We start from the raw sequence: 12377 nt of genomic DNA on the forward strand, positions 1-12377 counted from the left end.
AATACCGCCCCGACGCCGACGGGATGGCAACAATTACCCTGATCCTGCCCGGGGACACCGCCTGCGCCATCTGGAACAAGACCACAGCCATCGCCCGCGGCCTCCAAGGCCCCGGCGAAACCCGCACCCTTACCCAGTTGCGGCCGGACACCGCAGCAGCGCTCCTCTTGAGCGCCCACACCGGCGCCGCTGCCACAGGCCGGTTGGACGGTGGCGAAGAACCTGGCACCGGGACCGACCCATACTTCGTTGACCTCAGCAAGATCCCCGCGCCGAAAGCCGACGTGCTGGTCACCATTCCGATATTTACAATGTTGGGCAGCACTGACGAACCGGCAGACCTCGACGGATACGGGCCCATCCCCGCCGCGATGGCCCGAAAACTCGTCGCCGACGGGGCCACCTCGTTCTACCGGGTCCTCGTCGACCCCCGTACCGGCGCACCGCTCGAGATCGGCCGGACCAGCTACCGATTGTCGGAGGCCATGAAACGCTGGATCAGGATGCGCGACGGCCACTGCACATTCCCCGGCTGCACCAACCCCACCACAGACAACGACACCGACCACCTCACCGCCTGGCAACACCACGGCACAACAGGAGTCAGCAACCTGGCACAGCTCTGCCCCAAACACCACCGCCTCAAACACAACAGCGGCTGGAACCCCACACCAGCCACCACAACCGAACCACCCGGCTGGACCTCACCCACAGGCCGCCACTACCCGGGCCAACACCCCGACCCCCAACCACCCCACTGGCCACCCCGACTCCTCGAACCCGAACAGGACCAAGCCCTGACCGGAGACATTGGCGCGGCCGAAGACGTTGGCGCCGCGGGCGAGTCTGGTGCGACCGGCGAATTGGGCGTGCCGGCAATCAACCAACCGGACGAACTAAGCCCACTCGAACGCGCACTCACGGACTACCTCGCAGCCTGAATCCAGGCATTCGCATGTGGTGTGTGACGTCAGGCGCGCGTGAACCCAGGAGTCTGACGTCAGGGGTGTGACGTCAGGCGCGCGTGAACCCCGGGGTGTGTGAACTCAGGCGCGCGTGAACTCGCGTGCTAATTCAGGAGCGCCTAGGAGCTCAGGGGTGCGTTGTCGATCAGCCGCACAGGACCTACCTTCGCGGCAATGAGCGCCAGGGCCTCGCCCCGGAAAGGGGTCTCGCGGCAGTTTTCAGCCAAAGGCTCCAACGTGGCCGGATCCACGACATCGAAGTAGTCCAGCTTCACCAGCGGCTGCGATTCCACCATCGCCAGGGCAGAGTCGAGGTCCAGCGGCTCATGGGCGGTGGCACGCTCCTCCAGCAGCCGCAGGGCACGGGAAAGGACCAGTGCTGCACCTCGTTCGTCGTCGGACAGGAAACGGTTGCGGCTGGACAGTGCCAGGCCCTCGGCTGAACGGACGGTGGGGACGCCCACAATGTCGACCGGGAAGTTGAGGTCGGCCACCATCCGCCGCACCAGCGCCAGCTGCTGGGCGTCTTTCTGGCCAAAGTAGGCACGGTAGGCGGGCAGCCCCGCCCCTCCGGCACGGCCGGCCGCCGGAATGCCATAGTGCAGCAGCTTGGCCACGACAGTTAGCGCACCGTCGAAGTGGCCCGGGCGGGATGCGCCCTCCCACTTCTCCCCCAGTCGTCCCGAAGTGACCCGCACCAGCGGCTCGCCACCCGGGTAAACCTCGTCGACAGAAGGAGCGAACGCGATATCGACACCCTGGGCATCGAGCAGTGCAAGGTCGGCGTCCAGGGTCCTCGGGTACCGGTCAAGGTCCACGGCATCGCCGAACTGCAGAGGGTTCACGAAGATGCTGGCAACCACCACGTCGTTCTGTTCGACGGCGGTCCTCGCCAAAGCAGCATGTCCCTCATGGAGGGCGCCCATGGTGGGGACCAACCCCTGCGATGCACCCTGTTTCTCCGCCAGGAGCCGCGCACTCTCGGCATGCAGCCCGGCCACGGTGGTGACAAGTTTGATGGCCATGGTCAGTCCTCCTTGGATCCGAGGGCCTGGTTCAGCCCTTCAAGCTGGTCGCCCTTCAGCAACCCGCGCGCCTCGGCCCGCCGGGCGGTGGCGCGTGCCATGGCAAGGTACGCCGCGAGGACATCGCCATGCCCGCCGCCGTCGTACTCCCGCAGGGCCTGCGCGTGCGCCTCCACCGTGCCCACATCGCCGCGGGCAACCGGCCCGGTCAGTGCCGACTCTCCGGACGCCAGCGCGTTTTCGAGGGTTGCCCGCAACAGGGGACCGAGCATGCGTTCGGGCTGGTCCACCCCCACCTCACGCAACAACTGGGACGACTGGGCCACCAGGGTGACCAGGTGATTGGACCCGTGCGCCAGGGCAGCGTGATAGAGCGTCCTGTCAGCCTCTGCGATGGCTACCGGTTCGGCCCCCATCTCCACGACCAGCGCCTGCGCAATGGGAAGCATGGCGGCATCGGCCGTGACGCCGAACGTGCAGTCGAGCAGGCGCGTCAGGTCCAGGCTCATTCCGGTGAAGGTCATGGCCGGGTGCAGTGCCAGCGGAACGGCCCCGGCAGCGCGCACAGGATGGAGCACGCCAACCCCGAACCGGCCTGATGTGTGGGCCACCAGCTGCCCCGGCTGCCAGGCGCCGAGCTTCGCCAGCCCGTCCACCAGGCCGGGGAGGGCGTCGTCGGGCACGGCGAGGAGCACCAGTTCGGCGCGCTCCACGATGTCCTGCACTTCCAGGACGGGAACGCCGGGCAGCAGGGTTTCGGCCCGTTCACGGCTGGCCTCGGACACCGCGGAAACACCCACGACGGCGTGCTCGGCGGCGCGCAGGGCAGCACCCAGGACGGCGCCCACCTTGCCCGCTCCAATGATTCCGACGCCGAGGCGTCCGGGCTTAGCCATGGTGGGGGCCTTCCTGTTGCTGGTGGGCTTCATTTCCGAACGGCCCGGTTTCAGCCGCCGGCGACTGAGGGTCAGCACCCGAAGGTGCAACCTGGCGGAGCCACTGTTCGGTGGTCTGCCGTTTCCGGGCCAGCCGGGCACGGGCCGACTGCTCATCGAAAAGCGCGCGCGCCTCGTCCAGCCCGGCCTGCGTCAGGCGCGGCACCACCGGACCGGCGGTGGTGTGCAGGACCAGGTCGGCCACCCGGAACCGCCGGGCCAGCGGCCCCTGGTGCAGCGCCATTGACTGGGTCCGCTGGTGCGGCACGAGCACCAGGTTCCGCCACCAACGCCCTGAACGGATGAGCAATGCAGTATCCGTGGCGGCGAAGCCGTTGCGGCGCCACCCCAACGGGGCCAGCAGCCGGGCGCGGCGCGGCGTGGTGACGAAGCCGCCGTCGGAATCCAGCCCGGTGAGGCCCGCGCCGAAAACCCTGGCAGGGCTGGACGTGCCGGGATCGGGCAGCACCAAAGCGAGCATGTTCATCGCATCCTCGAGCTTGCCGACGGGCAGGAGGGTGGTCCGGGATGACGCTTCCCCCGCGTTCTCCACCAGTCCATAACCTGCCACATTGACCTGCATTCGGTACCAGCCGAACGCCCGCCACAGCGGCGGCTGACTGATCTTCAGGGCCTGGATCCGCCCCGGCGGCAGCGTCTGCGCCTGGGTATCCAGCAATCCGTAACGGAGCCGGATGCCGTCCGGCGAGATGGCGGCCGTGAAGTTGTACCCCTTGTTGAACAGGTTCCAGTAGCTCGCCGCGAGGCCAAGCGCCGCGGGAATCAGGTAGAAGTAGAACGCCCGGTTGTCCGTAACGGCCGAGAGCACCACCGATGCCACACCGCCCACCACCACGAACAGGCTCTGCTCGCTCAGGAGCAGGGAACCGATAAGGCGCGACGGCGGCACGGACAGTACCGGATACTCCGGCGCCTCAGGTGCGGGGGCGCCAGGGTTGTCGGCATCTTCGTCGATGCCGGCGGCACGGGCCAGGATGGTGGCCCGCAGCTGCTGGGCGTCATCGATCTTCAGGTAAGCCAGCCGCACTGCCGATTCGCCGGCGTCGGCCACCTCGAACTTGAGTTCGGCCAGCCCGAAGATGCGGGCCAGCAGCGGCTGCACAATATCGATGGCCTGCACCCGGTCCAGCCGGGCCTGGCGCTGCTGCCGGAACAGGAAGCCTGTGTTGACGCGGACGTACCCGCCGGACACCTGGTACTTGGTGAAATACCAGGTGAGGACAAAGCTGAGGACCGCCACCAGCAGGACGGCACCGCCGCCGGCCACCAGCCAGGGAACCCGGCCAGCAAATCCGTCCTCGAACATGGGCCGGCCCTGCAGGATCCGTTCAAAGATGTCGCGGCCGAAGAAGAAGCCGATGGCGGCCAGCGCCACCCAGCCGCGTACAAAGGGTGACGCCGGGTGGACACGCAACCAGCCGTCGTCGGCCGTTGCGACCCCGGGACCCGCACCAGCAGCAACAGTTGATGGGGTGGGCACTGAGCCTGCGGGCACCGAGCCGTCTGAAACTGAGCTGGCGGGCACTGGGCCTGCGGGCTGTGAGCTGGCAGCCGCTGGGTCAGCGGATGCCGCACCGTCTTCCTGCACCCCGTGACGGGGGAACCGCCCGTCAGCGGTCACAGTCCTGCCAGCCTGGCCTCGCCGCGGGCCGCGAGCTGCTCACGGAGCCGCGCCCCCTCTGCCTCCGGCAGCCCGGGGATGTGCGCGTTGGTGCCGGGCGATGCGGTGTGCAGCTTGACCGTGCAGAGGCCGAGGCTGCGCTCAACGGGGCCTACGGCGACGTCCACGTACTGCATCCGGCCGTAGGGCACGGCCATGGTCCGCTGGAAGAAGATGCCGCTGCGGACCAGGAGGTCGTCGTCGCGCTCGGCGTAGCCGATGGCCCTGACCTGGCGCGGGATCAGCACCAGCCGCCAGAGGGCCACCACCAGCGTCACGGCGGGAACGGTGATGGCCAGCCACAGCGGCGGCCACCGCCACCACCCGAGCAGGACAAACACGAGCGGAAGGCTGAGGATTACGACGGCGGCAAGGTTGCCGAGTGCCCACTGCACCAGCCGAACGGTCACGAACTTCGGTGACACCCGGTGCCAATCAATGCCGGGCGGGTCAATCGCCTCGGTACGCATATTCGCCTTCCCCCGCGGCTTCTCCCCGTGGTGCGCGGCCCGGCTTGCCGTCCACGCCCTTCGTGTCGCCGTCCTCCGGCGGAATCTTGCAGAACCGCTCCACCACCAGGCCAACGATGATCATCACCAGGCCGCCGCCGGCCATGCCGAGCGCCAGCCAGGCGATGTCCTGGTGGCTGCGGAAACTCCAGATCCGCAGCTGGTCCAGGAAGATCCCCACGTGCCAGCCGAGCAGCACCGTTCCGGCGTAGGCACAGGCCTGGGCCAGGATGAGCGTGCGGGCGGCGAGCAGCGGATCAAGTGCTGTCTTCTTTGCGGTGCTGTTGGGCTTGATACTGTTCCGCCAGCGCAGGATGCGGATGCCGAGGACCAGTGTGATGGCCACGATTACGCCCATGGTGGCCAGCGCAGTGACCGGCAGCACCGGAGTGGCCATGCCGTAACGGCTGGTGATCACGGTTCCGGCCCAACCGGCCACGGTCAGGATGACGCCTATCAGCAGCAGCCGCAGCGGGTTGATGGGCTTCAACGGTCCGTCACCGCCCCGGCGGTCGGCATCCCGTCAAAGTCGCCGAAACCATCGAACGGGGCAAGGTCTCCGAAGTCCTCCGCCCGGGCCGCGAGGGCACTGATGCGCTCCCCCTCAAGGGTGGCGGCAGGGTCGATCAAGGACCACGGGTACAGCACGAAGGCCCGGCTGGCGGCGCGCGGGTGCGGCAGGGTCAGCACGGGGTCGTCGCTGCGCACGTCGCCGTAGGTGATGATGTCGACGTCGAGCGTCCGCGGCCCCCAGCGCACCTCGCGCACACGGTGGTGCTTGTTCTCCACCGCCTGGCAATGCTCCAGCAGCTCCTGGGGAGTCAGGCTGGTTTCAACGGTGAGGACCATGTTCAGGAAGTCAGGCTGCCCCGGCGGGCCGCCCACGGCTTTGGTCTGGATGATCGGGGACACCGCAAGGAGGCGGACCTCCGGCGGGTCAACGAGGTCAGCCACCGCGCTGGACAGGGTGTCGTTGCGTTCGCCGAGGTTGCTTCCCAGGGCCAGGACCGCCTTGGTGTAAACCGCGTTCACGGGGTGCCCCCGGAAGCGGGTTCCACCGGGCGGCCCGAAACAACGGAGGGCGGTCTCCGATGCACGGACACTGCCACGTCCCCAAAGGGCACCTCGATGGGCGCCTGGGGTTTGTGCACGGTGATGTCCACGGCCTGGAGGCCGAACTCGGACAGCAGGCCGTCGGCGATCCGGACCGCCAGCGCCTCAATGAGGTTCAGCGGCTCCCCGGAAATCCACTCGGTAATACGCTGCGCCACCTCGCCGTAGTGGGCGGTGTCGCTGACGTCGTCGGACGCCGCAGCGGCGGCGAAGTCGAGATACAGGACGGCGTCCACAACAAAAGGCTGGCCCTCGCGGCGCTCAAAATCAAACACACCATGATGGCCGACGGCCGTCACACCGGTCAGCGTAATCCTGTCCATGGGTCCCCCGGCGCTTACGGTGCTTTGGGTACTGCCGCCATGCGCGCGGCGACCTTGACGGCGTCAAGGCTGGATCCGACGTCGTGCACCCGCACGGCCCAGGCGCCGCGGGCGGCGCTGATCGCCGTGATGGCTGCCGTGGCCCCGTCACGCTCTTCCGGGGCTGCGGATTTGCCGGCAACCGTCAGGAGGGTGCCGAGGAAGCGTTTGCGGGAGGCGGCCACCAGGACACGGTGGCCCAGGGCCTCCAGCTGCTCCAGGTTCTGCAGCAGCTCCCAGTTCTGGGCGTCGTTCTTCGCAAAACCCAGGCCCGGATCGACGATGATCTGCTCAGCGCTGACACCGGCGGCATACAGCTTGTCCCGCACTCCGGCCAGTTCTGCCACCACTTCAGCGGCCACGTCCGTGTACTCCGCGAGGGAGTTCATGGTCCGGGCATCGCCGCGGCGGTGGGTGAGGATGTACGGCGCCTTGGACGAGGCCACGAGTTCAGCCATTTCGGGTTCGATGGTCAGCCCGGAAACGTCGTTGATGATGGCGGCGCCGGCCTTCAGGGCAGCGGCGGCGGTGGCGGCGTGGGTGGTGTCGATGCTGACCAGGGCACCGGCCTTGACCAGTGCTTCGATGACCGGGAGGACACGCTTTTGTTCCTCGTCCGGGGAGACGTCCTCAGCGCCGGGGCGGGTCGATTCGCCGCCGACGTCGATGATGTCAGCGCCGGCATAAAACATGCGCAGGCCCGCGGCGATGGCGGTGTCCGCCGTGGCGTGCTTGCCGCCGTCGCTGAACGAATCAGGGGTGACATTGAGGATGCCCATGACCAGGGTGCGGTCTGTGGGCAGGTCCTCGAAGCGCGCGGCCGGGCGCGGTTTGCGCAGGATGGGCAGCGGCGAGGTTGCGGGCCCGGTTCCCGGGGCTGCAGCTAGTGAGTCCATGGTCTTGTGTGGTTACCTTCCGAGGATGAGGCTCATGGCCTCGGCACGGGTGGCCGGGTCATGAAGCTGCCCGCGGACCGCACTGGTGACGGTCTTTGCTCCGGGCTTGCGGATACCGCGCATTGACATGCACATGTGCTCGCATTCGACAACGACGATGGCCCCACGCGGCTTGAGGTGGAGGACCAGCGCTTCGACAATCTCCGTGGTGAGCCGCTCCTGAACCTGGGGGCGGCGGGCGTAGATGTCCACGAGCCGCGCCAGCTTGCTCAGCCCGGTGACCTTCCCGTCATGGGAGGGAATGTAGCCAACGTGGGCCACACCGTGGAACGGCACCAGGTGGTGCTCGCAGGTGGAGTAGAAGGGGATGTCCTTCACCAGGACCAGTTCTTCATGGTCCAGCTCGAACGTGGTGGACAGGACGTCCGCGGGGTCGTGGTGCAGTCCCGCAAAAACCTCGGCGTACGCCTTCGCCACCCGCTTGGGGGTGTCGATGAGGCCGCCACGGTCCGGGTCCTCGCCGATGGCCAGGAGGATTTCGCGGACAGCCGCTTCAATCCTTGGCCGGTCCACCTTGTGGTGCGGGGAATGGGTGGAACCGTCCTCCGCCGGGTAGGCGGCGGAGGAGGAAACGGCGTCGTCGTCGAAGGAAGTCACAGGGAAAGCTTAGCCGCGAAGGGTGTCCGGCCCCGATTCGGGGACGCCTCCCTGGAACGGTGCGTCTTCCGGAACGCCCTGCGGATGCGGCGGCTGGGCGTCCAGCGGCTCCTCCAGGCGGGCCTGCTTGGCTTCCTCCTGGGCCTCGCGTTCTGCCCGCTCCTGGTGGGATTCCACGGGGCCCGCGGCCTGGACCGGACGGGATTCCTTGGACAGCCACACCTCGCGGAAATCGCGCTTGCGGATGTCACGGAATATGTCGGCGATTTCGGCCTGGTTAAGGGTTTCGCGCTCCAGCAGCTCAAGGGCGAGGCTGTCCAGGACGTCTCGGTTCTCGGTGAGGATGGCGTACGCCTCGTCGTGTGCCTGGTCGATCAGGCGGCGCACTTCCTCGTCCACCACGTAGGCGATCTGGTCGGAGTAGTTGCGCTCGTGCCCGGCGTCGCGGCCCAGGAACGGCTCGCCGCCGCCCTGGCCCAGGCGCACGGCACCCACGCGTTCGCTCATGCCGTACTCGGTGACCATCTTGCGGGCGGTGCCGGTGGCCTTCTCGATGTCGTTCGAGGCGCCGGTGGACGGATCGTGGAACACGATCTCCTCGGCCACGCGGCCGCCCATGGCGTACGCCATCTGGTCCAGGAGCTCGTTGCGGGTGACGGAGTACTTGTCGTTGTCCGGAACCACCATGGTGTAGCCCAGGGCACGGCCGCGGGGAAGGATGGTGATCTTGGTGACCGGGGCCGAGTTCCGCAGGGCAGCCGCCACCAGGGCGTGGCCGCCTTCGTGGTAGGCGGTGATCTTGCGTTCGTGTTCCTTCATGACCCGGCTGCGCTTCTGGGGGCCGGCCATCACGCGGTCGATTGCCTCGTCCAGGGCGCGGTCGTCAATGAGGTTGGCGTTGGAGCGCGCGGTCAGCAGGGCGGCCTCGTTAAGCACGTTGGCCAGGTCGGCACCGGTGTAGCCGGGGGTCTTCTTGGCAACAGCCTTGAGGTCGACGCCGGGAGCCATCGGCTTGCCCTTGGCATGCACCTGCAGGATCTGGTCGCGGCCGATCATGTCCGGCGCATCGACGCCGATCTGGCGGTCGAAACGGCCCGGCCGCAGCAGTGCGGGGTCCAGGACGTCCGGCCGGTTGGTGGCGGCGATCAGGATGACGTTGGTCTTGACGTCGAAGCCGTCCATCTCCACCAGCAGCTGGTTGAGGGTCTGCTCGCGTTCGTCATTGCCGCCGCCGATGCCGGCACCGCGGTGGCGGCCTACGGCGTCGATTTCGTCCACGAAGATAATGGCCGGGGAGTTGGCCTTGGCCTGTTCGAAGAGGTCACGGACACGGGACGCACCGACGCCCACGAACATTTCCACGAAGTCCGAGCCGGAGATCGAGAAGAAGGGGACGCCTGCCTCACCGGCAACGGCGCGGGCCAGCAGGGTCTTACCGGTACCGGGAGGGCCGTACAGCAGCACGCCCTTGGGGATCTTGGCGCCGACAGCCTGGAACTTGGCCGGCTCCTGGAGGAATTCCTTGATTTCCTGGAGCTCTTCGACGGCTTCATCCGAACCGGCGACGTCCGCGAAGGTCACCTGCGGCATGTCCTTGCTGACCATCTTGGCCTTGGACTTGCCGAACTGCATGATCTTGGAGCCGCCGCCCTGCATGCGGGTCATGAGGAACCAGAAGAGGGCGCCCAGCAGGATGACCGGGATGAGGAGGGACAGCAGGCCGGAGAACCAGTTGCTCTCGATGGGCTGGTCTGTGTAGCCCTGCGCCGGCTTGGAATCGGTGACAGCCTTAACCACGTCCGTGGCGCGGGCATCGACGAAGAAGAACTGGACGCTCTTGCCCTTGTTCTGGCCGTCCACCTCCAGGTCATCCTTCAGCGTGAGGTCAACGCGGTTCTCACCGTCGAAGATCTTGGCCTGCTCCACGTTGCTGCCGGCAAGCAGTTCCAGGCCCTTATCGGTGTCGATCCGCGACGCACCGCCGGGGGCCAGCGTTGCAAAGGCCACCAGGAGCAGACCGACAACGACGACGATCCAGATGCCCGGGCCCTTGAAGAAATTCTTAGCTTTCATCTGTTCGGGGGCTGGCCCCGTCCCTTCCGGTAGTGCTGCACGGCGTGTACTTTGCGCGCGTGATGGTGCTGCGTCAGCTTCTAGCTATACACCGTCCGGAGTACATCACGCATGATGAAAAGCAAAAGTTCCCTGTGGGCGTAGCGGACATCGTTGCAGGCGGGCTAGGGGTTCCGGGGTGCGGCGACGGACGCGCGGGTGACCAGCGGACACTCCAGCACCGTGGTCCCGGCGCCGGCGGAAGAACCGTCCCCTGCTCCTTCGAGCGCATCGATGAGGTGGTTGGCGGCCCAGGCACCCATTCCGTAGTGGGGCAGCGCCACGGTGGTCAGCCCGGGAAAGAGGCTGCCGGCCACCAGTTCCTGGTCGTCGAACCCGACGACGGAGAGGTCGCCGGGGATACTGAGGCCCAGTTCCGCGGCTGCCCGGTAGGCTCCCATGGCCATCTGGTCGTTGTAGCAGAACAGGCCCGACGGCGGGTGTCCGCTCCGCAGGATCCTCGCCGCTGCCTCGTACCCGCCCGCAGCGTCCGACGACGACGCCTCCACCGGTGCCAGGCCGGCGTCGAGCCCTGCCGCGGTGAGCGTGTCGCGGAAGCCGCGGAGCCGCTCCGAGGTGGATGGCACGTCCTGGACGTTGTTGATGAAGCCGATGCGGGTGTGGCCGGCGTCCAGCAGTGCGCGGACGGCGGCGCGGGCGCCGCCGTATTCGTCCGGGACGACTGAGGGAAAGAGCCCGTCAGCGGTGACGGCATCCACCAGGACGGTTGGCACCTTGCCGAGGTTGGCCGGCGCGTCCAGGACCCGGTGGTACATGGTGGCGTAGAGGATGCCGTCCACCTGCCGTTCCAGCACGGCCTCCACGTCGCCTTCCCGCGATGCGGCCCCGGCAGTGGCGGCGGTGTTGATAAGCATGAGCGTGTAGCCGCGGGCGCGGGCAGCGTCATCGGCACCCAGGATGATCCGGCCGGCATGCGGCGTGGTGGCCACATCCTCGCTGACCAGCCCCAGCACGCCGGTGCGGCGGTTGCGGAGCGCCTGCGCCACCCGGTTGGGTTCGTAGCCCAGCTGCTCCGCGGCCGCCTTCACCTTTTTGCGGGTCTCGGGGCTGATCCGCGCATACGTGACGTCGTTCAGGACGTGCGACACCGTGGTTGCCGACACCCCTGCGGCCACCGCGACATCCTTGATGCCAATATTCGACCTTGCCAAAATCAGACGTGCTGGTCCAGGTAGACGGGGTTGCCGTCGGGGTCAATCAGGATGGCACTCGCGGGCCCGGTGGTCTGCACGTCGGCCTCGGCGGCAAACGGGACGCCCTGCGCCCGCAACTGCTCCTGGAGCTCCCGCACGTCCGTGAAGGGTTCCGTCGGCTTGGCGTCCTGGTCCCAGCCCGGGTTGAAGATCAGCACGTTCTTCTCGAGCATGCCCTTGAACAGCCCGATGTTCGTGTCCCCGTTCTTCATGATGACCCAGTTCTGGTCCGGGTCACCGGCGTACTGCGTGAACCCGAGCTTCCGGTAAAACTCCATGGAAGCTGCGAGGTCCTGCACGGCGAGGCCTACCGAGAAACCGCCGAGCTGCATGGTGGCCTACTCGTAGACGTGCGGGGCCAGGGTGCCCACGAAGTCCAGGTTGCGGTACTTTTCCGCGTAGTCCAGGCCGTAGCCCACAACGAACTCGTTGGGGATGTCGTAGCCCACGTACTTGACGTCGATCTGGACCTTGGCGGCGGTGGGCTTGCGGAAGGCGGTGCAAATTTCCACCGACGCGGTGCCGCGGGATTCCAGGTTGGTCTTCAGCCAGGACAGGGTGAGGCCGGAATCGATGATGTCCTCGACGATCAGCACGTCCTTGCCCATGAGGTCCGTGTCCAGGTCCTTCAGGATGCGCACCACGCCGGAGGACTGGGTGCCGGAGCCGTAGGAGGACACAGCCATCCAGTCCATCGAGACGTGGCTGTGCAGTGCACGGGCCAGGTCCGCCATGACCATGACCGCGCCCTTGAGCACGCCCACGATGAGCAGTTCGCGGCCTTCGTAGTCCTTGTCGATCTGGGCAGCGAGTTCGGTGATGCGCTGCTGGATCTGTTCCTTGGTGTAGAGAACGTGCTTGAGGTCTGCCTGGACGTCGTTTGAATCCACCAATGGCTCCTGTGTAGA

General features: G+C 67.2%; 14 protein-coding genes. 1 reads left to right on the forward strand and 13 read right to left on the reverse strand.

The window, feature by feature from the left end:
- The coding region (locus tag AC1DBN_RS13565) for an HNH endonuclease signature motif containing protein (RefSeq protein ID WP_477723441.1) at window positions 1-941 on the forward strand (941 nt) is incomplete at its 5' end.
- A gap of 143 nt (window positions 942-1084) precedes the next feature.
- Here the strand turns inward: AC1DBN_RS13565 and panC are convergent.
- The 13 genes from panC to hpt form a co-directional block, all read right to left on the reverse strand.
- Entirely contained in the window at window positions 1085-1990 is a 906-nt protein-coding gene (panC, locus tag AC1DBN_RS13570; RefSeq protein ID WP_477723442.1) for a pantoate--beta-alanine ligase, read from the reverse strand.
- Between the two features lie 2 nt (window positions 1991-1992).
- Window positions 1993-2886, reverse strand: coding sequence for a Rossmann-like and DUF2520 domain-containing protein (locus AC1DBN_RS13575; RefSeq protein WP_477723443.1), 894 nt, complete (start codon window positions 2884-2886; stop codon window positions 1993-1995).
- Window positions 2879-4426 carry a PH domain-containing protein gene (locus tag AC1DBN_RS13580; RefSeq protein WP_477723444.1) on the reverse strand — a complete coding sequence of 516 codons (1548 nt, stop codon included), beginning with the start codon at window positions 4424-4426 and terminating at the stop codon, window positions 2879-2881. Before AC1DBN_RS13580 ends, AC1DBN_RS13575 begins: the two co-directional genes overlap by 8 nt.
- 137 nt (window positions 4427-4563) lie before the next feature.
- Entirely contained in the window at window positions 4564-5076 is a 513-nt protein-coding gene (locus AC1DBN_RS13585; protein WP_091717426.1) for a PH domain-containing protein, read from the reverse strand.
- Window positions 5057-5605 carry a DUF3180 domain-containing protein gene (locus tag AC1DBN_RS13590; RefSeq protein ID WP_477723445.1) on the reverse strand — a complete coding sequence of 183 codons (549 nt, stop codon included), beginning with the start codon at window positions 5603-5605 and terminating at the stop codon, window positions 5057-5059. The genes AC1DBN_RS13585 and AC1DBN_RS13590 overlap by 20 nt, the downstream gene beginning before the upstream one ends.
- On the reverse strand, window positions 5602-6147 hold the full coding sequence (gene folK / locus AC1DBN_RS13595; protein WP_477723446.1) for a 2-amino-4-hydroxy-6-hydroxymethyldihydropteridine diphosphokinase: 546 nt from the start codon (window positions 6145-6147) through the stop codon (window positions 5602-5604). The genes AC1DBN_RS13590 and folK overlap by 4 nt, the downstream gene beginning before the upstream one ends.
- Window positions 6144-6551: a dihydroneopterin aldolase gene (gene folB, locus AC1DBN_RS13600; protein ID WP_477723447.1), complete on the reverse strand. Its 408-nt coding sequence runs from the start codon at window positions 6549-6551 to the stop codon at window positions 6144-6146. The genes folK and folB overlap by 4 nt, the downstream gene beginning before the upstream one ends.
- A 14-nt stretch (window positions 6552-6565) precedes the next feature.
- Entirely contained in the window at window positions 6566-7486 is a 921-nt protein-coding gene (gene folP / locus AC1DBN_RS13605) for a dihydropteroate synthase (protein WP_091717418.1), read from the reverse strand.
- 12 nt (window positions 7487-7498) lie between these two features.
- On the reverse strand, window positions 7499-8143 hold the full coding sequence (gene folE, locus AC1DBN_RS13610; RefSeq protein ID WP_477723448.1) for a GTP cyclohydrolase I FolE: 645 nt from the start codon (window positions 8141-8143) through the stop codon (window positions 7499-7501).
- Window positions 8144-8152: 9 nt separating this feature from the next.
- The gene (gene ftsH, locus AC1DBN_RS13615) at window positions 8153-10216 is read right to left on the reverse strand and encodes an ATP-dependent zinc metalloprotease FtsH (RefSeq protein WP_091717414.1); all 2064 of its coding nucleotides are present in this window, start codon (window positions 10214-10216) and stop codon (window positions 8153-8155) included.
- Window positions 10217-10380: 164 nt separating this feature from the next.
- Entirely contained in the window at window positions 10381-11427 is a 1047-nt protein-coding gene (locus tag AC1DBN_RS13620; RefSeq protein WP_091717412.1) for a LacI family DNA-binding transcriptional regulator, read from the reverse strand.
- Window positions 11428-11429: 2 nt separating this feature from the next.
- The gene (locus AC1DBN_RS13625; protein WP_091717410.1) at window positions 11430-11801 is read right to left on the reverse strand and encodes a VOC family protein; all 372 of its coding nucleotides are present in this window, start codon (window positions 11799-11801) and stop codon (window positions 11430-11432) included.
- A gap of 6 nt (window positions 11802-11807) precedes the next feature.
- Window positions 11808-12359, reverse strand: a complete 552-nt coding sequence (gene hpt / locus AC1DBN_RS13630; protein ID WP_015935538.1) for a hypoxanthine phosphoribosyltransferase — start codon at window positions 12357-12359, stop codon at window positions 11808-11810.
- Window positions 12360-12377 lie beyond the last annotated feature (18 nt).

Source organism: Pseudarthrobacter sp. 10T415 (assembly GCF_056394175.1).